Below are 23,918 nucleotides of genomic sequence, written 5' to 3'. Positions count from 1 at the left end.
AGTCCGAACACCCACCCCGGAGCCCCCGCCACCGCCACCCACCAGAAACCGGGCCCCACCCCAAACACCCCACCCCCGCCGACAGGCGGGGAAAAGAAACCACAGGCGGGGACACGGCGCCGCACCCGACAACGTGGGGCGATACCGTCGGCCCACCGACACACGCTTAAGGGAGACGGACAGTGACAGCTACGTCGTGGGTGCGAGGCGCAGCCGGAGACCCGTTCGGGACGGCTCGGCTGCGGCGTGGCGTGCTGGATGCCTGGGCCGCCTCGCCGGCCCGGTTCCGGGAGGATGCCAACGCCGAGGAGGACCTCGCGCTCGGCGGCTACCGCGACCGGCTGGCCGTGGAGCTGGCGCAGAACGCGGCGGACGCGGCGGCCCGCGCCGGCGTCCCCGGCCGGCTCCGGCTGACCCTGCACGCGGCCGACGGCGACGCCCCCGCCGTGCTCGTCGCGTCCAACACCGGCGCCCCGCTGGACGCCACCGGCGTCGAGTCGCTGTCGACGCTGCGGGCCTCCGCGAAGCGGGAGCCCAGCGTGGCGGCCGGGGCGGTGGGCCGGTTCGGCGTCGGCTTCGCCGCGGTGCTGTCGGTGAGTGACGAGCCGGCGCTGGTGGGCCGTACCGGCGGCGTCCGCTGGTCGCTGGCCGAGGCGCGGGCGCTGGCGGAGGAGGTGGCGGCGCACAGCCCCGGCCTGGGGGGTGAGTTGCGCCGGCGCGACGGGCATGTGCCGCTGCTGCGGCTGCCGCTGCCCGCGGAGGGCGGGGCGCCCGAGGGGTATGACACCGCCGTCGTGCTGCCGCTGCGCGACGTCGCGGCGCAGGATCTCGCCGAGCGGCTGCTGACCGGGATCGATGCGGCGCTGCTGCTGACGCTGCCGGGGCTGGCCGAGGTCGTGGTCGAGACCCCGGAGGGCGTACGGGAGCTGCGGCGCAGCCAGGACGGCCCGTACGTGCTGATCGAGGACAGCGAGCGGGGCGCCACCCGGTGGCGGGTGGCGAGCGACGGCGGGCCGCTGGATCCGGCGCTGCTGGCGGACCGGCCGGTCGAGGAGCGGCTGCGGCCGGCCTGGTCGGTGACCTGGGCGGTGCCCGTGGACGGCGAGGGCGCGCCGGTGCGGCCGGGGACCGCGGCGGTGGTGCACGCCCCGACGCCGACGGACGAGCCGCTGGGGCTGCCCGCGCTGCTGATCGCCTCGTTCCCGCTGGAGCCGACCCGGCGCCATGTCGCGCCGGGCGCGCTGACGGACTTCCTGGTGGGACGGGTGGCCGCGACGTACGCGGCGCTGCTGGGCGACTGGCAGCCGGTCTCGGTCGGCACCCTCGATCTGGTGCCGGGCCCGCTGGGCAAGGGCGGTCTGGACGGTGAGCTGCGCCGCCAGGTGCTGGAGCTGCTGCCGCGGGTGCGCTTTCTGCCGAGCGCGGGCGCACCGGCCGGCGGGCGGACGGCCGAGCCCGAGGCGGCGCCGGCGGACGAGTGGGACGAGGGCGATGCCGGCGTGGACCGGTACGTCCTGCGCCCGGTGGACGCCGAGTTGGTGGAGGGCGCGGGCGCGGCGGCCGTGGGCGTATTGGCGGAGCTGTTCCCCAGCCTGCTGCCGGCCGGGCTCGAACGCCGGCCGGAGCTGCGGGCGTTGGGCGTGGCCCGGGTGCCGCTCGGCGAGATGATCGACCGGCTGGCCGGCGTCGAACGGTCGCCCGGCTGGTGGTGGCGGCTCTACGACGCGCTGGCCGGTACCGACCCGGACCGGCTCAGCGGGCTGCCGGTCCCGCTCGCGGGCACGGCCGGCCAGGGGCCCGGCGGCGCGCAGGGCGGCGTACGGACCACGATCGGGCCGCGTCAGGTGCTGCTGCCGCTGCCCGGCGGCGGCCGCGACGAGGACGCCGCGGCCCGGCACCGTACGCTCGCCCGGCTCGGTCTGAAGGTCGCCCACCCCGACGCGGTGCACCCGCTGCTGGAGAAGCTGGGCGCCACCCCGGCCGCGCCGCGCGCCGTGCTCACCACGCCCCAGGTGCGGGCGGCGGTGGCGAACTCCCTGGAGGCCGACGAGGACGCGTACGACGTCTTCGCCGACGAGCTGGGCGGCGGACCGGGGGCCCCGCTGGGCGCCGAGGAGCTGGCGGAGACGGTGCTCGGCCTGGTCCGGGACGCCAACCTCACACCGGGCGACGAGCCCTGGCTCGGGGCGCTCGCGCTGCCCGACGAGGACGGTGAGCTGGCGCCGGCGGGCGAGCTGGTGTACCCGGGCAGCGCCTTCGAGCGCGTCATCCGGGAGGGCGAAATCGCGGCCTGTGACGCGGAGTTGGCCGAGCGGTGGGGCGAGCAGCCGCTCACGGCCGTGGGCGTCATGGCCGCCTTCGCGCTGGTCCGGGCCACCGATGTGGTGCTCGACCCGGACGAGATGGAGCCCCGCGAGGGCGACTTCGCCGAGCCGGACGACGTCGGGCTGCTGGACGCGGTGGACGTCTGGTGCGAGGACATCCTCGACGCGCTGCCGGAGACCCCGGTCCCGCCGGTGGTGACCGAACTCGTCGCGGTCCGCGACCTCGACCTGGTCGACGACGACGCCTGGCCCCAGGTGCTGGCGATGCTGTCCCAGCCCCCGCTGCGCGACGCGCTGACCGCACCCGTACGGGTCCTGCTCCCCGACGGCACCACCGAGTCCGTCCGCCCGTACACCGCCTGGTGGCTGCGCGGACACCCGGTGCTGGACGGCCGCCGGCCCGCCGGTCTGCGCTCGGCCGGCGGCGACCCGCTGCTGTCCGGCCTGTACGAGTCCGCGGACGCGGGCGACGTCGATGCCCAGGTGCTGCGGGCCCTCGGCGTCCGGACCTCGGTCACCGCGCTCCTCGACGAGCCCGGCGGCGCGGCCGAGCTGCTGGCCCGGCTCGCCGACCCGGACCTGACCGTCGGCCCCGCACAACTGCACGCGCTCTACGGCCTGCTGGCGGACCTGGACCCCGACCAGGTGACCCTCCCGGACGAACTGCGGACCGTGCGCGACGAGGAAGTCCAGGTGGTCGACGCGGCCGACGCCGTGGTCGCCGACGCCCCGGACCTGGTACCGCTGGCAGCCGGCCGCGCCCTGCTCCCCGTACGCCCGGCCCGCGCCGCCGCGCTGGCCGAACTCCTCCAGGTACGCCGCCTGAGCGAGGTGGTCAGCGCCGAGGTCCGCTCCGAGGGCGTCCGCCACGAGGTCCCCGAGGCCGTCCGCGCCCTGCTCGGCCCCGCCACCCCCGACACCTACCTGGAACACGAGGAACTCCTTGTCGGCGACGGCCCCGAAGACACCGCCGAACTCGACTGGCGCCACACCCCCGACGGCACCCTCCACGCCGCCACCCTGGAAGGCGTAGCCGCCGGCCTCGCCTGGTCAACGGGCCAATGGCCCCGCCGCTTCGAGGTCGCCGCCCTCCTGGAAGACCCGGACCGGGGGGAGGAGCTGGCGCGGGCGCGGTGGTTCGACTGACGGGGAGGCGCAGTCGGTCCCGCTGTCGCTTCGGCCCCCGTTCCGTCCGGAACGGGGGCCGTTCAGGCAAGGCCCTGGGCAGGCCGGAAAACTGTTGGTCGCCGTCCGGGTCCGTGAGCCATGCTGCACGCGTGATGGAGCGAGACGCCGCCGTTCGGTTGGTCGAAGAAGAGCTGGAACGCGACTACCAGCGGGAGCTGTCGGCGGGGCTGGACCCGATGCGGATGGCGGTGGCACACGTACGGGAGCACGAGCTGGCGTGGATCGTCTCGTGGACGTCCGAGGAGTATCTGCGGACCCGGAATCCGCGCCTCATGCTCGCCGGAAACGGGCCGTATCTGGTTGACCGCGTCGACGGGGGACTGCACAGGATCGGCGTCGTCTCCGCGGTCACCGGGGCCTGGGAGGTGGACTACCGGGTCCGCATCCGAGGCCAGGCCGTACGGACCGCGGTGGACGATCTGCACGACGAAGTACGGGCCGTGGCGGCCGCCCGCGGACGGATGCCCGCCATGCGCACCCTGCGCCAGAAGCTGCCGGCGCTGACGCCCGCCCAGGCCCTCGCATACGTGACCGCCTTGCAGGACGGCGATGCTCCGGCACACCTCGTAGAAGTCGCCACCAAAGAGCTGGTGCCGCCGCTCAATCCGGTGATGTCCGTGCGGACCATCCGCGGAGCCGGGCACCGCTCCACGACAGGGAGATGATGCCGCCCATGCCCCTCGCGATCACTCCCGCCCTCCCCGCCGGTACCCTCTCGGCCACCCCGCAGCCTTCTCTCCCCTCACCCGGCGGCGAGTTGCTGTTGCGGCCTTGGGAGACGGCCGACGCCCCCGCCCTGCAAGCCGCCTACGAGGACCCGGCGATCCGGCGCTGGCACATGCACCACGTCACGTCCCCGGCCGAAGCGGAGGAGTGGATCGCGGCCGCCCACCGTTCCTGGCAGCAGGAGCGGGACGCCCAGTGGGCCATCACCCGGGTGTCCGACGGCGAGATCCTCGGCCGGGCGGGCCTGCGCCGGATGGACCTGGACCATGGTGAAGCCGAGTGCGCGTACTGGGTCCTGCCACCCGCCCGCGGCACCGGCATCGCCCCGCGCGCCCTCACCACGCTGTCCGCCTGGGCCCTGGACGAGGCAGGCTTCCACCGCCTCGAACTCGCCCACTCAACCGCCAACGAGCCCTCCTGCCGGGTGGCCACCAAGTCCGGCTTCACCCTGGAGGGCACCCGCCGCAGCGCCCATCTGCAACAGGACGGCTGGCATGACATGCATCTCCATGCCCGTGTGCAGGGCGATGTGTGAGTGGCGTGGGGCGGCCCCCATCGGGGTGGGTTGACGGGGGCCGGTCCTGCGTGATGCGTGGTGCGGTGGATCAGTTGCCGAACTCGCCGCTTTTGACGGCGTTGACGAAGAAAGACCAGCCGGCCTCGGGGAAGATGCAGGCCGGACCGTGTGGGTTCTTGGAGTCACGTACCGGGACGGCGCCGGGGACGCCGTCGGCGACCTCGATGCACTCGGCCCCCTGGCCGTTGCTGTAGCTGGATTTGCGCCAGTGGGTCAGCGTGGACGCGTCAGGAATCGTCTTCATTCCCGTACTTTCTCAGGTACCCGCGAATCAGGTCGAGGGTTCCCCGCTCGGGAAGCGCTTTGGAGCGGGCGACGTCAAACATGTGCGTGAGTTCAAGAACCTTTGCCGGTGCTTCCACCGACTCCCCGGAAAAGAAGCTCTCGACGTATCCGATCGTGGCCCCGTTGCGGAAGGTCAGCAGGCTCAGACTGCCACCCAGCATGGGGTGCTCTCCCTGCGCGAAGGGCAGTACCTGAACGGCAATCTGGGAGGACTCAACTACCTTGAGTACATGGCGGAGTTGGCCGCTCATGCATGCTGTGCCCCCAATCGGACGCTTTAACGCCGCTTCATCCATGATTGCCCAGTAGTACGGCGCTTGCTCCTTGTCGAGGACGCGCTTACGGCGCATACGTGTGGCGACCCGCCCATTTCTCCGCTCCTCGGATTCGCCGGGAAGTGACTCGCGAAACAATGCGTGCGCGTAGTCCTCGGTCTGGAGAAGTCCTGGGATCAGGCTGCTGCCGAATACCTGAATGCGAGTCGCCTTGCGCTCGCTGTCGACGACGGCCCGGCCGTAATCGGGAATCGAGGCATCCTGTGCCATGGCGAGTAACTCGACAAGGAGTCCATCCGTGGCGAAATACGTGTCCAGGTGCTCGGCGAGCGCCTCCGACGGCAGCTGCTCCCCCCGCTCCACCCGGCTGAGGTACGTATGCGGATAACCGACCTTGTCGGCGAGGGCGCGCTGCGAAAGGTCAGCGGCCTCCCGCAGGCGACGTAAGCGCCGTCCCAGCACCGAGCGCGGGGTGGCCCTGTCGTCGTCCTCGTTGTTCAGCTCCATTGCTCGAACACACCTTCAACTCGCTGTCCACTGACGGACTTTGGTGACGCCTCTAGCGTGCACCCAGCGTATTTCGTCGGCAATGCTGAGTAACGACGGAAAGCCCCCGCGACCGCTGCAACGGCCCGGGGGTGTGGTCATCAGCCCCGATGAGGTCGACGACATGAATCACGATATCGCGAAGCAATTCGAGCCTTCGTCCGAAGGCGACGGTGCGGTCGAACACCCCGACGCCGCACGCCTCCTGCCATGGTCCAGCGCCGACGGCAATCCCTGTTATCTCCTGGGGGACGGCACGGGCCACGTCTCCCGCGTCGCCGAAGACATCGAGCGCCTTCAACTCGGGATGGCCGACGAGCTCATCGGTCACGCGGACGGGCTGCTCGCCTGTCAGGGGGCGAGCGACCGGGAACTGCGCTTTCTGGCCCGGGGGCTGACCGACTGCCTGCGGGATGTGCGGCGGGTCGCGGAGAGCAGGGGGGAGCGGCTGCGTGCCGTGGGCCGGTCGCCGGACGACGAGGGCGGGGATGAGGTGTAGGGCCGGGCCCCTACGTTGCTTGCGCGGTTCGCCTCCGGTGGCGCCAGATGGCGATCGGTATCGCGCCCGCGAGGCCCAGCGCGGCCGGAGTCGCCGCGACGGCCTTGTTGAGTGCGGGCTGGTCGAAGGTGTCCGGCACCGGCAGCCACGACCAGCGGTTGACCGGCCAGGCGACCGTGAAGGCGCGTCCCACGACCTGCTTGGTCTCTACGGTGCCGTTGCCCTTGAGGTTCATGTGGTAGCGGGAGTCCTGGGATCTCTGGCGGTGGTCACCCATGACCCAGATGCTTCCCTTGGGCACCTTGAGCGGCCCGAACGCCTTGTCACCGCAGGGGGTGTTGCCGGGGAAGAGGTACGAATCCTCCTTCAGCGCCTTGCCGTTGACCTTGACCGGGCCGGTGCCGTGGCACTCGACCGTGTCGCCGCCGACCGCGATCACCCGCTTGATCAGGTCCTTCTCCTCCGCTGACGGCATCAGGCCGATGAAGCTGAGGACCTGCTGAACGGCGTTGGGCTCGGCGGGCGGCATCTCGTTGAGCCAGCCGCCCGGGTCGTGGAAGACCACGACCTCGCCGCGCTCCGGCTCGGAGCCGAACCATGGCGTCAGCTTGTCGACCAGGACCCGGTCCCCGCGCTGGAGGGTGTCCTGCATCGAGTCGGACGGGATCAGGAACGCCTGCACCAGGAAGGTCTTGATCAGCAGGGCGAGGAGAAGAGCGACACCGATGAGGATCGGCAGCTCTTGCCAGAAGCCACGCTGCCTTTTGGCCTTCTTCACGCTGTCGCTCGCTTCCTCGTCCCATGGCCGTTCCTGGTCCGGGTCCGTCTGCACTCCCCCCCGGACCGGTCGGCCCGCCCCGGGCCCGCCGACAGACGCACGCATACCGCACGTTAAGCGGCACGTGTTTCGATCGTCCCGAGACCGTGTCTCAGGCGTATCTCGATCTTTTGCCGGGACCGTGACAGCCAAGCCAAGCCAAGCCAAGCCAAGCCACCGGGAACGGCGTCCGGCCCTACGCGGCCGGCTGCACTCCGGCCGTCACCGTCCGCTCAGTCCGAGCTGAACTTCTTCACCAGCGACCAGATCACCGCGACCGCGCCGACGACCAGGATCAGCCACTCCCACCAGTCGAGGACGCCGTCGCCGCCGGAGTGGTAGTGGTGCGAGTGATGGGTGCGGGCCAGTACCTCGTAGGTGAGGTCCCCGTGGAGGAAGGTCATGGGGCGGAGAGTAGGGGGAGGGGCTGGGCCCCGCCATGGCGGGGCGGGTTCTGTGACCGGGCCGAGACGCGGTATGGGGCCGCGGTCGGAGAGCCGTACGGGTGGTCGGAGAGCTGTGCGGCGCGGCGGTCGATAAGCCGCGCGGCAGCAGTCAGAAAGGCGCGCCCCGCCGGTCGCGAACCGTCTCAAGCCGGAAACCGGCGCCCCACCCATCGCCAGGTGACCTCCAGCAGGACGGCCGCCACTACGGCGATGGCCACCGCCACCCAGGGCATCGTCGTGCCGACCAGGCGCAGCGCGAAGAAGGTCTGGAGCCAGGGCGTGGCCAGGACGACGAGGAAGGCCAGGCCCATGGCCAGGACCAGGGCGATGCGCCACCAGGTGTAGGGGCGGGCGATGATCGCCAGGACCCAGATCGCGGTGAGGAAGAGGGTCAGGGTCGCGGCGCTGGTCTCGGCGGGCAGGGCGTCGGGGCCGGTGTAGTAGCTGCGGGCGAGCAGGTAGGTGGCGAAGGCGGCGGCGCCCGCGATGAGGCCGGACGGGATCGCGTAGCGCATCACCCGGCGGACGAAGTGCGGGCGGGCGCGTTCCTTGTTGGGGGCCAGGGCGAGGAAGAACGCGGGGACGCCGATGGTGAGGGTGGAGAGCAGGGTCAGATGCCGGGGGAGGTACGGGTACGGGATCTGCCAGCAGGCCACCAGGATCGCGAGGAGGACGGAGTAGACCGTCTTGGTGAGGAAGAGGGTGGCGACGCGGGTGATGTTGCCGATGACCCGGCGGCCCTCGGCGACCACTGAGGGCAGTGTGGCGAAGCTGTTGTTGAGCAGGACGATCTGGGCGACGGCGCGGGTCGCCTCGGAGCCGGAGCCCATCGCGACGCCGATGTCGGCGTCCTTGAGGGCGAGGACGTCGTTGACGCCGTCGCCCGTCATCGCGACGGTGTGACTGCGGGCCTGGAGCGCGGCGACCATGTCCCGCTTCTGCTGCGGGGTGACCCGGCCGAACACCGCGCCCGCCTCGATCTCGGCCGCCATCGCGTCCCGTTCGCCGGGCAGGGCGCGCGCGTCCACCGGGGCGTCCGCGCCCGGCAGCCCCAGCTTGCCGGCCACCGCGCCCACCGACACCGCGTTGTCGCCGGAGAGCACCTTGGCCCGGACGCCCTGGTCCTCGAAGTAGCGCAGGGTGTCGGGGGCGTCCGGGCGCAGCCGCTGCTCCAGGACGACCAGCGCGGCGGGCCGTACGTCCCGGGTGAGGTCGGGGTCGTCCAGTTCCCGTGCGGCGCGGGCCAGCAGCAGGACGCGGAGGCCCTGCGCGTTGAGCGCGTCGGTCTCGGAGAGGTGGGGGTCTCCCGCCGGCAGCAGGACGTCGGGGGCGCCGAGCAGCCAGGTGCTGCTCTCGCCGTCCGGGCCGTTGAAGGACGCGCCGCTGTACTTCCGGGCGGAGGAGAACGGCAGTGACTGGACGCAGCGCCAGCCGCCGTCCGCCGGATAGGCCGCGATGACCGCCTGGAGGGAGGCGTTGGGCCGGGGGTCGGACTCGCCGAGGGCGCCCAGCACCTGCCGGAGGTAGTCCTCGTCGCCGTCGAGCGTCCGCAGCTCCTGGACGTCCATGCCGCCCTCGGTGAGCGTGCCGGTCTTGTCCAGGCAGACCACATCGACCCGGGCCAGGCCCTCGATCGCGGGCAGCTCCTGGACCAGGCACTTCTTACGGCCGAGCCGGATGACGCCGATCGCGAAGGCGACGGAGGTGAGCAGCACCAGGCCCTCCGGGATCATCGGCACGATCCCGGCGACCATCCGGCGGATCGCCGCGTCGCCCGGCAGCCCGAGGGTGAGCAGATGGCTGAGGATCAGGCCGATCGCGGTCGGGATCATCATCCAGGTCACGTACTTGAGGATCTGGCTGATGCCGGTCCGCAGTTCGGAGTGGACCAGGGTGAAGCGGCTGGCCTCCTCGGCGAGCTGGGCCGCGTACGCCTGCCGGCCGACCTTGGTCGCGGTGAAGGCGCCGCCGCCCGCGACCACGAAGCTGCCGGACATCACCTGCTCGCCGGGCTTCTTGACGACCGGGTCGGCCTCGCCGGTCAGCAGCGATTCGTCGATCTCCAGGCTGTCGCTCTCCAGCACCTCGCCGTCGACGATGACCTTGTCGCCGGGCCCGAGTTCGAGGACGTCGTCGAGCACCACCGCGGAGGTGGGGATCTCCTCGGTGAACCCGTCGCGCCGGACGGCCGGTCTGGCCTCGCCGATGACCGCCAGCTTGTCCAGGGTCTTCTTGGCGCGCAGCTCCTGGACGATGCCGATACCGGTGTTGGCGACGATCACAAAGCCGAACAGCCCGTCCTGGATCGGGCCGACGATCAGGATGATGACGAAGAGGACGCCGATGATGGCGTTGAAGCGGGTGAAGACATTGGCCCGGACGATCTCGGCGACCGAGCGGGAGGAGCGTACGGGGACGTCGTTGACCTCGCCCCGGGCGACCCGCTCCGCGACCCCGGCGGCGGTCAGTCCGGGGTTGACCGGTTCCCCCGCGGTCCGTCGGGCGGGCTCGCCACCCGGCCCGGACTGCTCGACGTCGGTCCTCGCCCGCTCCGTCATGCCCTCGACGTTACGGGCGGAATGCGCACTTCACCCGCTGGCCGGGCGGAGGGGTCGGGGGCGTGGCCGTCGGGGCGGTGCGGAGTGGTCAGGAGCGGTCGGTCGCCCGGGAGGCGCCGTGGGGTTCAGGAGCGGTCGGTCGCCGCAGCGCGCTTGAGTGCGGCATCGCGTCCGCGGACGTACCAGATGCCGATCAGGCCCAGGCCGCCGCCGGCCAGACAGGTCCACACCCACCAGGCGTGGCCGTTGTCGGCGAACCAGCCGTAGAACGGGAGCTGACCGAGGAAGAGGACGAACCAGATGATGGTGCCGCCGGTGATCGTGCCGACGACGGGGCCCTCGAGAGGCGCCGGGGCCTCGCGCAGTTCGGACTTCTTCCACATGGTGCTCAGCTTACGGGGAGCGGGTGACGGCTCCGCGGGCGGCGGTGGGCAGGGGGCCGGTGGCCGTGCGCGGCGGTGCCGGAGGGGTGGGGTGCGGGCCGAGGGTCATGTGCCGCAAGGGTCTACGCGCGGAGATAGCGATCAATGCATTGTTTATTCATACTGAACCTTTCTGGATGCGGCTGGTTTTGCTCGTCTCTTCCTCCAAGTCGATCCAGTTGGTTCTGTTTTTGTTCGTGTTCCGGGCCCTCGGGCCCCCACGCCTGCCCAGGCCCGTACGACTGAGGTCCCCGCATGCCCCCCTCGGCCACCACGCCGGTCGACACCCTCGAGAACCCGGCACCGAAGCCTCCCAAGAACGGCTTCGACGCCTTCTTCAAGATCTCCGAGCGGGGGTCGACGGTCGGTCGCGAACTGCGCGGCGGGCTGGCGACGTTCTTCGCGATGGCCTACATCATCGTGCTGAACCCGATCATTCTCGGTTCCGGAGTCGATAAGTTCGGCCACCATCTCGACAACGCCCAGCTGGTCACCGCCACCGCGCTGATGGCCGGACTGACCACGGTCCTGATGGGCGTCATCGGCAACGTCCCGATCGCCATCGCCGCCGGCCTCGGCATCAACGCCGTGGTGGCGCTTCAGCTCGCCCCCAAGATGAGCTGGCCGGACGCCATGGGCATGGTCGTGCTCGCGGGTCTGGTGCTGATGCTCCTGGTCGCCTCGGGGCTGCGGCAGCGGGTGATGGACGCGATCCCCAACGGGCTGCGGCGGGCCATCGCCATCGGCATCGGCCTGTTCATCTCGCTGATCGGCCTGGTCGACGCGGGCTTCGTGACCCGTAACCCGGACGCCGCGCACACCGTCGTCCCGATGGGCCTGGGCCAGGGCGGACAGCTCAAGGGCTGGCCGGTGCTGGTCTTCGTCCTCGGGCTGGCGCTGATGTTCGTGCTGATCGTGCGGAAGGCCAAGGGCGCGATCCTGATCGGCATGGTCTCGATGGCCGTCGTCGCGATCGTCATCAACGCCCTCGCCGACATCCCGGACGCGGCCTGGGGCCTGGCGGTCCCCAACGTCCCGGAAAAGATCATCGACACCCCGGACTTCGGTCTGATCGGTCAGATCAGCCTGTTCGGCGGCTTCAAGGAAGTCGGTGTGCTGACCGGCTGCCTGTTCGTCTTCACCGTGCTGCTCTCCGGCTTCTTCGACGCGATGGGCACCATCATCGGCGTCGGCGAGGAGGCCGGGCTGCTGGACAACGAGACCGGCAACCTGCCGAACATGGGCCGGATCCTGATGGTCGACGGCATCGCGGTCGCGGGCGGCGGCTTCGGTTCCGCCTCCGCCAACACCTGTTTCGTGGAGTCCACCGCCGGGGTCGGCGAAGGTGCCCGCACCGGTCTCGCGAACCTGATGACCGGCGGCCTCTTCCTGCTCGCGCTGGTCTTCACGCCGCTGGCGACCGTCGTCCCCGCGCAGGCCGCGACGCCCGCGCTGGTGGTCGTCGGCTTCCTGATCATGGCCTCGAACGTCCGGGACATCGACTGGGGCGACTTCACCATCGGCATCCCGGCGTTCCTGACGCTCGTCTCGATGCCGTTCACCTACAGCATCACCAACGGCATCGGCATCGGCGTGCTGGCCTTCATCCTGCTGCGCGCGGCGACCGGCCGGATCAAGGAAGTCCCCTGGCTGCTGAACGCGGTCGGCTTCTGCTTCCTGGTCTACTTCCTGCTCGACCCGATCGAGCAGGCCCTCGGGGTCAAGTAGCCGGCCAGCGGACTCCCAGCTTCTCCGTCTCGTCGACGGAGCACTGGAACCGCTCGTCGAAGTCTTCGCGGATGAGCGTCCGGACCACATAGTCCTGGACGCTCATTCCGCGTTTTGTGGCGTGCTGCCGAATGCGGTCCAGCAGCTCCCCGTCCACCCGCAGGCTGAGCACCTTCGATCCCATCCGGACACGGTCCCGTCCGTACGCGGTCAGGCGGGTCACTTTCGGCGGCGTCCTCACTCATATGGGTGACCCGGGGCGGATGACTTCCCTTGGCTTTCCTTAGAAAGGGTAATGAGTTATGCTAAAGACCATGCCGGAACTGTCCTCCCTCCAGCCCGACGGGCCGGAGGTGCCCCCCGACGACGCGGCCGCGGTGAACGCCCTGCGGTCCGCCGTGATGCGCCTGTCGCGCCGCCTCAAGCACCAGCGGGTCGACGAATCGCTGAGCCCCACCGAGATGTCGGTGCTCGGCACGCTCGCCCGGTGCGGCCATGCCACCCCCGGCGAGCTGGCCCGCAAGGAGCATGTGCAGCCGCCGTCGATGACCCGCATCGTGGCCATGCTGGAGGCCAAGGGACTGGTCCGGCTCGAACCGCACCCCGACGACCGCCGTCAGAAGGTCGTCACGCAGACCGAGCAGGCCGAGGCGATGCTCGAAGAGAGCCGCCGTAAGCGCAACGCCTGGCTCGCCGAGCTGGCCTCCGGGCTGGACGAGGACGAGTGGGCGAAGGTGCGGGCCGCCGCGCCCGTGCTGGAGAAGCTCGCACAGCTGTAGAACCCGAGGCCGAGGAGGCGAACCCACTTTGAGTACGGGATCCGGAGCACACTCCGCCCCCGCACCGAACTCCCACGACGACACGGTTTCCGACGACGCGACCGCGACCGCTCCGGGCACCGCCCCGGCTGTCGCCGCCGGCCCCGCCGCCACACCGCGCAAGGGCACGTTCAGCTCGCTCCGTATACGCAACTACCGCCTCTTCGCCACCGGCCAGATGGTGTCCAACACGGGCACCTGGATGCAGCGCATCGCCCAGGACTGGCTGGTGCTCAGCCTCACCGGCTCGTCCACCGCGGTCGGCATCACCACCGCGCTGCAATTCCTGCCGATGCTGCTCTTCGGGCTCTACGGCGGTGTCATCGCGGACCGCTTCGCCAAGCGCAAGCTGCTGCTCCTGACCCAGTCCGCCATGGGCGTCACCGGCCTGGCCCTCGCCGCGCTCACGCTGAGCGGGCAGGTGCAGGTCTGGCACGTCTACCTGACCGCCTTCGTGCTCGGCCTGGTCACCGTCCTCGACAACCCCGCCCGGCAGGCTTTCGTCTCCGAAATGGTCGGCCAGGACGAGCTGCGCAACGCCGTCAGCCTCAACTCCGCCAACTTCCAGTCCGCGCGGCTGATCGGGCCCGCCGTCGCCGGTGTCCTGATCACCGCCTTCGGCAGCGGCTGGGCCTTCCTGTTCAACGGTCTCTCGTTCATCGCCCCGCTCACGGGCCTGCTGATGATGCGCACCGCCGAACTCCACAAGGTCGACCGCGTCCCGCGCAGCAAGGGCCAGCTCCGGGAGGGCCTGCGGTATGTGTCCGGGCGCCCCGACCTGATCTGGCCCATCGTCCTGGTCGGCTTCATCGGGACCTTCGGCTTCAACTTCCCGATCTGGCTGACCGCGTTCGTGCACCACGTCTACCACCAGGGCGCGGGGACGTACTCCCTGTTCAACGGGCTGATGGCGGCCGGCTCGCTGATCGGCGCGCTGCTCGCGGCCCGTCGCGCGAGCTCCCGGCTGCGGCTGGTGGTGGGGGCGGCGATGCTCTTCGGCACCCTGGAGATCGCGGCCGCGCTCGCCCCGTCGTTCTGGGTCTTCGCGGCGCTGCTGGTGCTGATCGGCACGGTCGGCCTGACGATCAATGTCACGGCCAATTCGAGCATCCAGATGGCCACCGATCCGGCCATGCGCGGCCGGGTGATGAGCCTGTTCATGATGGTCTTCGTGGGCGGAACCCCGCTCGGGGCACCGCTGGTCGGCTGGATCACCGACACCTTCGGCCCGCGGACCGGCTTCATGGCGGGCGGTGTCGTCTCGCTGGCGGCCGCTCTCCTCATCGGCCTGATCCTCGCCCGGGTGGGCGGTCTGCGCCTCAAGGTCGACCTGCGCCGCGGTCATCAGCACCTCGCCTTCGTGCCCCGGGCCCCGGGCGACGCCCGGTCCGCGGAGCGGGCCATGGCGCCCGCGGCGTAGTGCATGCACGCACCATGGCCCGGCCCCGCCGCGGGGCCGGGCCATGGCACGCCGGGTCCCGCCGGACGGCCGGTGTGCTGGGCCACACTGGCCGCATGAGACTCTTCGCCGCCGTCCTGCCCCCCGCTCCCGCGATCGAGGAACTGGCCGCCGAGGTGGCGCGGTTGAAGAAGCTTCCGGCCGCCGCCCGGCTGCGCTGGACCGGCCGGGAGAGCTGGCACTTCACCCTCGCCTTCTACGGGGAGGTGCCCGAGGAGACCGTCCCCGGCCTGGCCGAGCGGCTGGCGCGGGCGGCCCACCGCCGCGACGCCTACGAGCTGCGGATCGCCGGCGGCGGCCGCTTCTCGGACCGGGTGGTGTGGGCCGGGGCCGACGGCGACCGCCCCGCCATGCGCCGGCTGGCCGACGCGGCCTCCGCGGCGGGCCGCCGGGCCGGCCTCGCCATGGACGACGAGCACCGCCCGTACACCCCGCACCTCACCCTCGCCCGGAACCGCGTCCCCGGCCTGGACCTCCGCCCGTACGCGACCGCCCTCAAGGACTTCGCCGGCACCGCCTGGACGGTCGACGCCCTCGCCCTGGTGTGCAGCCATCCCCCCGTCGCCGGTGCGGCGGGCACCCAGCCCCGGTACGAGACGGTGGGGTCCTGGCCGCTGGGCCACTGACGGTCCGCGGCCGCCCGGTCCCGGCCCGCTGAAGGGTTCGGGTCCGCCCCGGTTACGCTCAGAGGGTGGATCCCAAAACCCGTAACCGGATCATGTCCGGTCTGCTCGCCGTGCTGCTCGTCGTCGTGATCGTGGCGGCCGCACTGCGCTGACGGCTGCCCCAGGGGCGCCCGGCGGCCCGGCCGGAACCGGCCGCCGGGCACCCCGCCGTTCACCAGGCGAAGGACTCCGGGCTCGGCCCGGGGCCGGGGAAGATCTCGTCGAGCGAGGCGAGCAGCTCGTCCGGGAGGGTCAGCTCGACGGCCCGCAGCGCGGAGGCGAGCTGGTCCGCGGTGCGCGGGCCGACGATCGGGCCGGTGACCCCGGGCCGGGTGAGCAGCCAGGCCAGGGCCACCTCACCAGGCTCCAGACCGTGCTTGTCGAGCAGATCCTCGTACGACTGGATCTGGGCGCGGATCGTGGAGTTGGCGAGCGAGTCCGCCGAGCGGCCGGCGCCCGAGCGGCCCGCACCGCCCTCGCGCTCCTTGCGGAGGGCACCGCCCAGCAGCCCGCCGTGCAGCGGGGACCACGGGATGACGCCCAGGCCGTAGCCCTCGGCGGCCGGGATGACCTCCATCTCGGCGCGCCGCTCGGCGAGGTTGTAGAGGCACTGCTCGCTGACCAGGCCGTACGAGCCGCGGCGGGCGGCGGTCTCGTTGGCGCGGGCGATATGCCAGCCGGCGTGGTTGGACGAGCCGACGTAGAGGATCTTGCCCTGCTGGACGAGCACGTCCATGGCCTGCCAGATCTCGTCCCAGGGCGTGTCCCGGTCGACGTGGTGGAACTGGTACAGGTCGATGTAGTCGGTGCCCAGCCGCTTCAGGCTGGCGTCCACCGCCCGCCGGATGTTGAGCGCGGAGAGCTTGTCGTGGTTGGGCCAGACCTTGCCGTCGTCCGTCGCCATGTTCGCGTAGACCTTGGTGGCCAGAACGGTCTTGTCGCGCCGGCCGCCGCCCTTGGCGAACCACGAGCCGACGATCTCCTCCGTACGGCCCTTGTTGGCACCCCAGCCATAGACGTTGGCGGTGTCGAAGAAGTTGATGCCGGCTTGCTGCGCCGCGTCCATGATGGTGTGGCTTTCGGCCTCATCCGTCTGAGGCCCGAAGTTCATCGTCCCGAGGACGAGTCGGCTGACCTTGAGTCCGGTGCGTCCGAGCTGCGTGTACTTCATGGTGCTCCAGCCAACGCCTTGAAGTGCGCTCAAAGCAAGGGCCGTTCGGGCGTGGCGTCAGGGTGCACCGGCGGCCCTGCGCACCGAGGCGGCACCGCCCGGCCTGCGCGCCGCGTGCCTCACCCCGTCGGTACGGCCGCCCCGGACACCACCTCGGCGCGGTACGGCCCGCCGACGCCCCACGCCTGATGCATCGCCTGGGCGAACGCGCCCGCCAGCAAGTGCTCGCCGTGCTCCGACGGATGGGTGCCGTCGTAGGTGGCGCGGCCGGTCTCCCAGCCCTCCGGTTCGGAGGCCAGCAGCAACGGGGAGGCGGGGGTGGAGAGATCGGCGACGGCCTTGGCCAGGAGTTCGTTGAAGCGGACGCACTCGGTGCCGAAGGCGGGGTCCGCCGAGGCCCGGACGTTGGGGATCACCGGCATCAGCACCGCCCGGAGGTGCGGCGCCGCCTGGCGGGCCCGGGCCACGAACTGCCGTACGTTCTCCGCGGTCTGCTCGGCGTTCGTGTAGAAGCCGAGGTCTATCAGGCCGAGCGAGACCAGCAGGGTGTCGGCCCGGTGCCCGTGCACCGCGTCGCCGATCAGCGGGGCCATGTGCAGCCAGCCCTCGCCCCAGCCCGCGAGATGGCGGCGGGCCTCGGCGGGGAAGCCGGGGTCGGCGTAGGCGGTGGAGGCGGCGGTGCCGTCGGCGGGGTCATGGAGCGTGTGGCGCGGTCCGACGATGCGGTACGCCCCGGCGCAGGTCGCGTTCAGGTGCTGCCACATGCGGTAACGCCAGGTGAAATCGCCGGTGGCGCCGATCGTCATGGAGTCACCGACGAACATGATCCTCATCCGGACATGATGGCCGAGAATCCTTACCCGCCGGTACGTGACGCTGGACACGCCGCGCCGCCCACCACGGAGCGCCGGGGACCAGTCGGCCTCCGCGCCCCGCGCCGCGGCCCGGGATGGCAGTCTGTGCCCATGCGTTCGCTTCTGTGCGCGGCCGGTGCCGCGGGAATCCTGTGGTCGGCGGCCGTCGTGCCCGCGGCCGCCGACGAGCCCGACGGCTTCACCCTCAGCGACCCCCGGATCACCGAGGCCAGCGGGCTGGCGGCCAGCCGTACGCACCCCGGGATCTACTGGACCCACAACGACAGCGACGACGGCCCGTACGTCTACGCCGTCGACGGCAAGTCCGGCCGCGTGGTCGCCCGGATCACGCTGCGCGGCATCGGCGCGCCGCGCGATGTCGAGGCGATCTCGGTGGGCCCGGACGGTGACCTCTACGTCGGCGACATCGGCGACAACCTCGGCGGCAGCTGGAACCACGTCTGGATCTACCGCTTCCCCGAACCGAAGCGGCTGCGCGATGCCACCGTCACCGCCACCCAGTTCGATGTGAAGTACGCCGACGGGCCGCGGGACGCCGAGGCGCTGATGGTGCACCCCAAGACCGGCCGGGTCTATATCGCCAGCAAGAAGCAGGGCGGCGGTGGCGCGCTCTACGAGGGCCCGCGGCGGCTGACCACCTCCGGCGTCAACACCTTCCGCAAGGTCGCCCCGGTCGATCTGTGGGTCACCGACGGCGCGTTCTCCCCCGACGGCAGCCGTCTGGTGCTGCGCAGCTACTTCGGTGCCCGGATCTACCGCTGGCAGGACGGCCGCCCGAAGGACCTGGGCAGTGTGGGCGTGCCGGTGCAGCAGCAGGGCGAGGCGGTCACCTTCACCGCGGACGGCCGCACCCTGATGTACGGCTCCGAGGGGGCCGACAGCGCGGTCGAGCCGGTCGGGCTGAGCGATGAGCAGCTGCCGGACGCGGCGAAGGACGACCCGGCGAACGGTGACGGCGCCAACGGGAAGGGCGGCAAGGGGAGTTCGCAGACGGAGCTGGACCCCGGCTTCATCAAGGGGGCCATGGTCCTGGCCCTGGCCACGGGGCTGGTCGTCGCGCTCCGCAGGCTGCTGCGGCGGAGGTAGGCCGTGTCCGGCGGGTGCATGGGCGGCCCCCCGGGAGAAGACCGCGGACCCCGTCAGACTCCCGCCGGCCCGTTCCCCCCGGTCAGCCGCAGCTCGTAATGGAGCGTCCGCTGCTTCCTCAGCCGGTGCACCAGCGGCACCACCAGCCCGTGGAGCAGCGGATACTTCCGGGTCAGCGAGCGTTCGGCCCGCCGGCACTCAGCAGAATCGCCCCCTGCCGCTCGAAGGGGGCGAGGCCGGGGCTCGGGGGATTCGTCATGGCTCCCATACAGGCACATCCGTGCCGTTTCGTCACCTCATGGCGCGTCCGTTCGGGCGCTGCGGGCGGCGATGAGCGCCGCGAATCCGTCCAGGAGCGCGGCCAGGCCCAGTTCGAAGACCGGGGCGTCGTCCTCGGCGAAGGTGTTCTCGTCCAGGGCGGCGAGGGCGGGGTAGCGGCCGCTCAGCATCGCCCGGGACAACACCGGTTCCTGTGACTGCCAGAAGTCCGCGTTGCTGATGCCGGTGCGCTTCTCGGCGAGCGCGGAGTGCAGCTCGGTGCGGGCGATGCCGGTGAGGAAGCCGCCGAAGGACACCAGGACGTGCATCTTCTCGCGGTCGGTCAGGCCGGTGCCGGCCAGCGCGCGCACCGAGTACTCCAGGGAGTCCAGGGCGTTGGGGCCGAGTAGCGGGCGGGCCTGGTCGACCTGGAGCAGCCAGGGGTGCCGGTGGTACTGCTGCCGGCTGGCGTGGGCGAGGGCCTCCATCGCGGGGCGCCAGCCGGCGGCCGGGTCGGGATGGGCGTCGGCGTCGAACTCCGCGACCTGGTCGAGCATCAGGTCGAGGAGTTCGGCCTTGCCCGGGACATAGCGGTAGAGGGACATGGTGCCGACGCCGAGGTCGGTGGCGACCCGCCGCATGGACAGCGCGCCGAGCCCGTCGGCATCGGCGACCGCCACCGCCGTGCTGACGATGCGGTCGAGGGTGAGGCCCGGCTTGGGTCCGCGGCTGGGCCGGTCGCCGAGGCCCCAGAGCAGCTCCAGGCTGCGCGAGACATCGCCGCCGCCGCTGTGTTCTGTCGTCGTCATCGTGCGGTCATCCTATGTCGCCGGGCAAAAACTGAGTACGGTGTACGCACAATCGGGTACGGTGTACTCAGTTATTGATCCGGAGGGGAGCGGCGATGGCCGTCAGTACGAGCGGGACACGGCGAGGGACGGGGCCGGCCGGGCGGATACCGCCCGAAGTGGCGGTGCGCGCGGAAGGACTGGAGAAGCGGTACGGCGACAAGCGGGCGCTGGACGGCCTCGACCTCACCGTCCGCCGCGGCACCGTGCACGGCCTGCTCGGACCGAACGGCGCCGGCAAGACCACGGCCGTCCGCATCCTGGCCACCCTGCTGAGACCGGACGGCGGCCGGGCGACGGTCGCCGGGCACGAGGTGACCCGGGCGCCGGACCGGGTACGCGCCAGGATCGGGCTGGCCGGCCAATACGCCGCCGTGGACGGGATCCTGACCGGGCGGCAGAACCTGGAGATGTTCGGCCGGCTCTTCCACCTCGGCGCCCGCCGGTCACGGGCTCGGGCCACCGAACTGCTGGAGCAGTTCGGGCTGGGCGACGCGGCCGGGAAGTCCGTCAAGGGCTACAGCGGCGGGATGCGCCGCCGCCTCGACCTCGCCGCGAGCCTGATCCTCGCCCCCGAGGTCCTGTTCCTGGACGAGCCGACCACCGGCCTCGACCCCCGCAGCCGCAACGAGGTCTGGGAGGCCGTCCGCCGGCTCGCCGCGGCCGGCACCACCGTGCTGCTGACCACCCAGTACCTCGACGAGGCGGACCGGCTGGCCGACCGGATCTCCGTCATCGAGCACGGCCGGACGATCGCCGACGGTACGCCCGCCGAACTGAAACGGCAGGTCGGCGGGGAGAGCCTGCATGTGGTGCTGCACGACCCGGCCGATCTCCCGCACGCGGTACGGGCCATGGCGCGGGTCGCCGCGGACGGCGTACGGCCCACGGCGGACGAGGCGGAGCGGCGGGTCGGGGCCCCGGTGACGGCGGGCGTGGCGGCGCTGACCGAGGTCGCGCGCACCCTCCAGGACGCGGGCGTCGGCGTCGAGGACATCGGGCTGCGCCGCCCGACGCTCGATGAGGTCTTTCTGCGGCTCACCGGGCGCCCGGCGGCCGCGACCGGCGAGGAGGCCGCCGCATGAGCGCCGGAACCGTGCTGCACATCCCGCACGACGGCCACCCCGGCCCGGACGGCCCGGACGACGGCCCCGCGCGCCGTCTCCACTGGGCCGTCGCCGACTGCCTGACCATCGTCCGCCGGGATCTGACCCATCTCGTCCGGCAGCCCGTCATCATCGCCTGGCAGCTGGGCTTCCCGGTCGTCTCCGTGGTGCTCTTCGTCTACGTCTTCGGCAGCGCGATGAACGTCGGCGGCGGGGTGGACTACCCGACGTTCGCGATGCCCGGCATCTTCGCGATGACGGTCTCCTTCGGTTTCATGAACACCGCGGTGGCCGTCGTCGTCGACCGGGAACGCGGGGTCACCGACCGCTTCCGTTCCCTGCCGATGGCACCGTCGGCCGTGGTCAGCGGGCGCGGGGCCGCCGATCTGATCGGCGCGAGCGTCGATCTCGCGGCGCTGGCCGTGATCGCGGTGATCGTCGGCTGGCGCTCCCACGGCAGCCCGGCCGCCACCCTCGCCGCCTTCGGGCTGCTGCTGTTTCTGCGCTTCGCCCTCATCTGGATCGGTGTCTATCTCGGCCTGCTGGTCCCCGGCCAGGAAACGGCCGGCGGCCTCTACGCCGTCGCCATGCCGTTCGGCATGATCTCCAGCGTCTTCACCCCGCCGTCGATGATGCCGGACTGGCTGGGCGCCCTCGCCATGTGGAACCCGGTCTCCTCGACGGCCAATGCCATCCGGGAACTCTTCGGCAACCCGGCCACCACGGGCGGCAGTTGGGTCGAACAGCATGCGGTGCTGATGGCGGTGCTCTGGCCGGCCGCCCTCACCGCGGTCTTCCTGCCGCTGGCGGTACGGCGCTTCCAGCGGCTGAGCCGCTGAGCCGCTGAGCCGGGACCGTACCCGCACAACGCACGAGCCCCGGCGGTCGTCCGCCGGGGCTCGTGCTGCGCGCAGGCAGGTGGCTACAGCTTGCCGATGACGTGGTCGATGCAGGCCGTCAGGGCCTCGACGTCCGCCGGGTCGATCGCCGGGAACATCGCGATCCGCAGCTGGTTGCGGCCGAGCTTGCGGTAGGGCTCGGTGTCGACGATGCCGTTGGCGCGCAGGGCCTTGGCGACGGCCGCGGCGTCGATGCCCTCGTCGAAGTCGATCGTGCCGATGACCTGCGAGCGCTTGGCAGGGTCGGTGACGAACGGGGTGGCGTACTTGGCGTCCTCGGCCCAGCCGTAGAGGGTGCGCGAGGAGGTGGCGGTGCGGCGGACCGCCCAGTCCAGGCCGCCCTGGCCGTTGATCCACTCCAGCTGCTCATTGAGCAGGAAGAGGGTGGACAGCGCCGGGGTGTTGTACGTCTGGTTCTTCAGGGAGTTGTCGATCGCCGTGGGCAGCGAGAAGAACTCCGGGATGTGCCGGCCGGACGCGTGGATGGCGCGGGCGCGCTCCAGGGCGGCGGGGGAGAAGGCGGCCAGCCACAGGCCGCCGTCCGAGGCGAACGACTTCTGCGGGGCGAAGTAGTAGACATCGGTCTCGGCGATGTCCACGGGCAGCCCGCCGGCGCCGGAGGTGGCGTCGACCAGGACCAGCGCGCCCTCGTCCGCGCCCGCGACGCGCTTGATCGGCGCGGCGACACCGGTCGAGGTCTCGTTGTGGGTGAAGCCGTAGACGTCCACGCCCTGCTCGGCGACCGGCTCCGGGTGGTCGCCCGGGTCGGCGGAGATGACGGTGGGCTCCTCCAGCCACGGCGCCAGCTTGGCGGCCTTGGCGAACTTCGAGGAGAACTCACCGAAGCTGAGGTGCTGGGACTTGCGCTCGATCAGGCCGTGCGTCGCGATGTCCCAGAAGGCGGTGGAGCCGCCGTTGCCGAGGACGACCTCGTAGCCCTCAGGGAGCTGGAAGAGGTCACGTACACCGTCGCGCACCTTGCCGACCAGGTGCTTGACCGGGGCCTGGCGGTGGGACGTGCCGAGAAGGGAGCTACCGGTGGCGGCGAGGGCGCCGAGCGCCTCCGTACGCACCTTGGAGGGGCCCGCGCCGAAGCGTCCGTCGGCGGGCTTGATGTCAGCGGGAATCTGGATATCAGCCACGGGGGAAGCCTAATCCGTCGCGCTGCGGGCTCCGGCGGCGCGTCCAGCGGGTGAGATGCGGAGCGCCCATACGGTGGACGGCCGGTGGGGACACCCCTTAGGGCTACGCGGACGGGGTGTCCGCGGCGTAGACGGCGGTGAGGGCGGCCGCGGCCTCGGCCATCACCCGGCGGGCCTCGGGCGGGCCGAGCACTTCGAGGGAATCGCCGAACTGGAGCAGCTGACGGACCGCGGGCAGCACCGGGAACGCCAGGTCGAGGGTGGCCCAGCCGCCGTCTCCGGGGACGGCCCCGGCCCCGTCGCCGTCTCCGGCCCCGGCCCCGGCCCCGTCGCGGTCCCCCGCCCCGTCGTCCTCGCCCTCGCCCGTACGGGGTGGCCCGGTCAGCGCCCCGCCCAGGATCCGCACCGCCAGATCCAGCCGCTCGCGGCGGATCCGGGCGGTCACCCGTACCTCCGCGGGCCGGTCCTCCACCTGGCGCCGCAGCTGCTGCCAGACCGCGGCCAGCTCCACACCCTCGCGGCGCCGTACGGGCACCTCGGTGAGGGTCGCGGTCGCCACCCGGTCGGCCCGGAAGAGCTGCGGCCTGCCGCGCCGGTCCGCGACGAGGTACCAGGTGCCGGCCTTGGCCACCAGCCCGTACGGGTCGACCGTGTAGGTCCGCGGCCGGGTCTCGCCGCTGTGGCGGTAACGGAGGCGCAGCCGCAGGTCGGTGAAGACGGCGGAGTGCAGCACATCGAGGTCCACCACGGTGCCCCGGCCGGCGGAGCCGTCGGCCGGGGCGGCGGCGGACGACGGGCGGGGCATCCACTTGTCCGGGTCGACCAGGATGCGGCGGCCGGCCAGCTCAGCGGCCGGCCGGTGCGGGGCGGGCAGCGCAGCCATCACCTTGCGCAGCGCCGAGCGCAGCGCGTCGTCCAGGCCGAGCGCGGAGTGCGCGCCCTGCGCGGCCAGGATGAACAGGGCGCGCGCCTCGTCGGCGGTCATCCCCGTGACATCCGTACGGAAGCCGGGCAGCAGCGCGATACCGCCGTGCCGCCCGCGCTCGGCGTAGACCGGCACACCGGCCGCCGACAGCGCCTCGACATCGCGGTAGACGGTCCGGGCCGAGACCTCCAGCCGCTCGGCGAGCTCCGCGGCCGGCACCCGGCCGCGCGTCTGGAGGAGCAGGACGATCGAGAGCAGACGGGACGACTTCACAT

23 protein-coding genes are annotated in these 23,918 nt (G+C 71.9%); 11 read left to right on the top strand and 12 right to left on the bottom strand.

The window, feature by feature from the left end; translation table 11 throughout:
• The first annotated feature begins 251 nt into the window (after window positions 1-251).
• The 3 genes from ACFWJW_RS31775 to ACFWJW_RS31765 all read left to right on the top strand — a co-directional run bounded on the left by ACFWJW_RS31775 (window position 252) and on the right by ACFWJW_RS31765 (window position 4,773).
• A complete protein-coding gene (locus tag ACFWJW_RS31775; protein ID WP_387247637.1) occupies window positions 252-3,470 on the top strand; it encodes a sacsin N-terminal ATP-binding-like domain-containing protein in 3,219 nt (1,072 codons plus the stop codon).
• A gap of 131 nt (window positions 3,471-3,601) precedes the next feature.
• Window positions 3,602-4,177 carry a YrhB domain-containing protein gene (locus tag ACFWJW_RS31770; RefSeq protein ID WP_387247635.1) on the top strand — a complete coding sequence of 192 codons (576 nt, stop codon included), beginning with the start codon at window positions 3,602-3,604 and terminating at the stop codon, window positions 4,175-4,177.
• Between the two features lie 8 nt (window positions 4,178-4,185).
• On the top strand, window positions 4,186-4,773 hold the full coding sequence (locus ACFWJW_RS31765; protein WP_387247634.1) for a GNAT family N-acetyltransferase: 588 nt from the start codon (window positions 4,186-4,188) through the stop codon (window positions 4,771-4,773).
• Window positions 4,774-4,843: 70 nt separating this feature from the next.
• Here ACFWJW_RS31765 and ACFWJW_RS31760 read toward each other — a convergent pair whose 3' ends face one another.
• Complete coding sequence (locus ACFWJW_RS31760) at window positions 4,844-5,059, bottom strand: DUF397 domain-containing protein (RefSeq protein ID WP_387247633.1); 216 nt, start codon at window positions 5,057-5,059, stop codon at window positions 4,844-4,846.
• The gene (locus ACFWJW_RS31755) at window positions 5,043-5,882 is read right to left on the bottom strand and encodes a Scr1 family TA system antitoxin-like transcriptional regulator (protein WP_387247632.1); all 840 of its coding nucleotides are present in this window, start codon (window positions 5,880-5,882) and stop codon (window positions 5,043-5,045) included. The genes ACFWJW_RS31760 and ACFWJW_RS31755 overlap by 17 nt, the downstream gene beginning before the upstream one ends.
• A 163-nt stretch (window positions 5,883-6,045) precedes the next feature.
• On the opposite strand from ACFWJW_RS31755, the gene ACFWJW_RS31750 reads away from it, so the two are divergent.
• Complete coding sequence (locus ACFWJW_RS31750; RefSeq protein ID WP_387247631.1) at window positions 6,046-6,420, top strand: hypothetical protein; 375 nt, start codon at window positions 6,046-6,048, stop codon at window positions 6,418-6,420.
• A gap of 10 nt (window positions 6,421-6,430) precedes the next feature.
• Here the strand turns inward: ACFWJW_RS31750 and lepB are convergent, their stop codons facing one another.
• The 4 genes from lepB to ACFWJW_RS31730 form a co-directional block, all read right to left on the bottom strand.
• Window positions 6,431-7,303: a signal peptidase I gene (gene lepB / locus ACFWJW_RS31745; RefSeq protein WP_387247630.1), complete on the bottom strand. Its 873-nt coding sequence runs from the start codon at window positions 7,301-7,303 to the stop codon at window positions 6,431-6,433.
• 167 nt (window positions 7,304-7,470) lie between these two features.
• Window positions 7,471-7,641: a hypothetical protein gene (locus tag ACFWJW_RS31740; RefSeq protein WP_387247629.1), complete on the bottom strand. Its 171-nt coding sequence runs from the start codon at window positions 7,639-7,641 to the stop codon at window positions 7,471-7,473.
• A 185-nt stretch (window positions 7,642-7,826) separates the two neighbouring features.
• Window positions 7,827-10,241, bottom strand: a complete 2,415-nt coding sequence (locus ACFWJW_RS31735) for an HAD-IC family P-type ATPase (protein ID WP_387247628.1) — start codon at window positions 10,239-10,241, stop codon at window positions 7,827-7,829.
• Window positions 10,242-10,366: 125 nt separating this feature from the next.
• A complete protein-coding gene (locus ACFWJW_RS31730) occupies window positions 10,367-10,624 on the bottom strand; it encodes a DUF2530 domain-containing protein (RefSeq protein WP_387247627.1) in 258 nt (85 codons plus the stop codon).
• A gap of 294 nt (window positions 10,625-10,918) precedes the next feature.
• Between ACFWJW_RS31730 and ACFWJW_RS31725 the strand changes: the two genes are divergently transcribed.
• Window positions 10,919-12,391, top strand: coding sequence for an NCS2 family permease (locus ACFWJW_RS31725; protein ID WP_387247626.1), 1,473 nt, complete (start codon window positions 10,919-10,921; stop codon window positions 12,389-12,391).
• On the opposite strand, the gene ACFWJW_RS31720 is transcribed toward ACFWJW_RS31725, so the two are convergent.
• Complete coding sequence (locus tag ACFWJW_RS31720) at window positions 12,384-12,575, bottom strand: hypothetical protein (RefSeq protein ID WP_387247625.1); 192 nt, start codon at window positions 12,573-12,575, stop codon at window positions 12,384-12,386. The genes ACFWJW_RS31725 and ACFWJW_RS31720 overlap by 8 nt on opposite strands.
• Before the next feature lie 130 nt (window positions 12,576-12,705).
• On the opposite strand from ACFWJW_RS31720, the gene ACFWJW_RS31715 reads away from it, so the two are divergent.
• The 3 genes from ACFWJW_RS31715 to thpR all read left to right on the top strand — a co-directional run bounded on the left by ACFWJW_RS31715 (window position 12,706) and on the right by thpR (window position 15,294).
• Window positions 12,706-13,170 carry a MarR family winged helix-turn-helix transcriptional regulator gene (locus ACFWJW_RS31715; protein WP_018089673.1) on the top strand — a complete coding sequence of 155 codons (465 nt, stop codon included), beginning with the start codon at window positions 12,706-12,708 and terminating at the stop codon, window positions 13,168-13,170.
• A gap of 28 nt (window positions 13,171-13,198) precedes the next feature.
• Entirely contained in the window at window positions 13,199-14,629 is a 1,431-nt protein-coding gene (locus ACFWJW_RS31710; protein WP_387247624.1) for an MFS transporter, read from the top strand.
• A gap of 95 nt (window positions 14,630-14,724) precedes the next feature.
• Complete coding sequence (gene thpR, locus ACFWJW_RS31705) at window positions 14,725-15,294, top strand: RNA 2',3'-cyclic phosphodiesterase (RefSeq protein WP_387247623.1); 570 nt, start codon at window positions 14,725-14,727, stop codon at window positions 15,292-15,294.
• A gap of 211 nt (window positions 15,295-15,505) precedes the next feature.
• Here thpR and ACFWJW_RS31700 read toward each other — a convergent pair whose 3' ends face one another.
• Window positions 15,506-16,504: an aldo/keto reductase gene (locus tag ACFWJW_RS31700; protein WP_387247622.1), complete on the bottom strand. Its 999-nt coding sequence runs from the start codon at window positions 16,502-16,504 to the stop codon at window positions 15,506-15,508.
• Window positions 16,505-16,623: 119 nt separating this feature from the next.
• Complete coding sequence (locus tag ACFWJW_RS31695) at window positions 16,624-17,337, bottom strand: GDSL-type esterase/lipase family protein (RefSeq protein ID WP_387247621.1); 714 nt, start codon at window positions 17,335-17,337, stop codon at window positions 16,624-16,626.
• A gap of 132 nt (window positions 17,338-17,469) precedes the next feature.
• Between ACFWJW_RS31695 and ACFWJW_RS31690 the strand changes: the two genes are divergently transcribed.
• On the top strand, window positions 17,470-18,465 hold the full coding sequence (locus tag ACFWJW_RS31690) for a hypothetical protein (RefSeq protein ID WP_387247620.1): 996 nt from the start codon (window positions 17,470-17,472) through the stop codon (window positions 18,463-18,465).
• Between the two features lie 296 nt (window positions 18,466-18,761).
• On the opposite strand, the gene ACFWJW_RS31685 is transcribed toward ACFWJW_RS31690, so the two are convergent.
• Complete coding sequence (locus tag ACFWJW_RS31685) at window positions 18,762-19,532, bottom strand: TetR/AcrR family transcriptional regulator (RefSeq protein ID WP_387247619.1); 771 nt, start codon at window positions 19,530-19,532, stop codon at window positions 18,762-18,764.
• 95 nt (window positions 19,533-19,627) lie between these two features.
• Here ACFWJW_RS31685 and ACFWJW_RS31680 point away from each other — a divergent pair, with 95 nt between their 5' ends.
• Window positions 19,628-20,656 carry an ATP-binding cassette domain-containing protein gene (locus ACFWJW_RS31680; protein ID WP_387247618.1) on the top strand — a complete coding sequence of 343 codons (1,029 nt, stop codon included), beginning with the start codon at window positions 19,628-19,630 and terminating at the stop codon, window positions 20,654-20,656.
• A complete protein-coding gene (locus ACFWJW_RS31675) occupies window positions 20,653-21,516 on the top strand; it encodes an ABC transporter permease (protein WP_387247617.1) in 864 nt (287 codons plus the stop codon). The genes ACFWJW_RS31680 and ACFWJW_RS31675 overlap by 4 nt, the downstream gene beginning before the upstream one ends.
• 83 nt (window positions 21,517-21,599) lie before the next feature.
• Here ACFWJW_RS31675 and serC read toward each other — a convergent pair whose 3' ends face one another.
• Complete coding sequence (gene serC, locus ACFWJW_RS31670) at window positions 21,600-22,718, bottom strand: phosphoserine transaminase (protein WP_387247616.1); 1,119 nt, start codon at window positions 22,716-22,718, stop codon at window positions 21,600-21,602.
• A 103-nt stretch (window positions 22,719-22,821) separates the two neighbouring features.
• Window positions 22,822-23,916, bottom strand: coding sequence for a helix-turn-helix transcriptional regulator (locus ACFWJW_RS31665; protein WP_387247615.1), 1,095 nt, complete (start codon window positions 23,914-23,916; stop codon window positions 22,822-22,824).
• Window positions 23,917-23,918: the final 2 nt, after the last annotated feature.

The organism is Streptomyces sp. NPDC127097, from assembly GCF_042724075.1.
Taxonomy (GTDB): domain Bacteria; phylum Actinomycetota; class Actinomycetes; order Streptomycetales; family Streptomycetaceae; genus Streptomyces.
The sequence above is the reverse complement of the archived record's forward strand: the minus strand, read 5'-3'. Positions and strand labels throughout refer to the sequence as shown.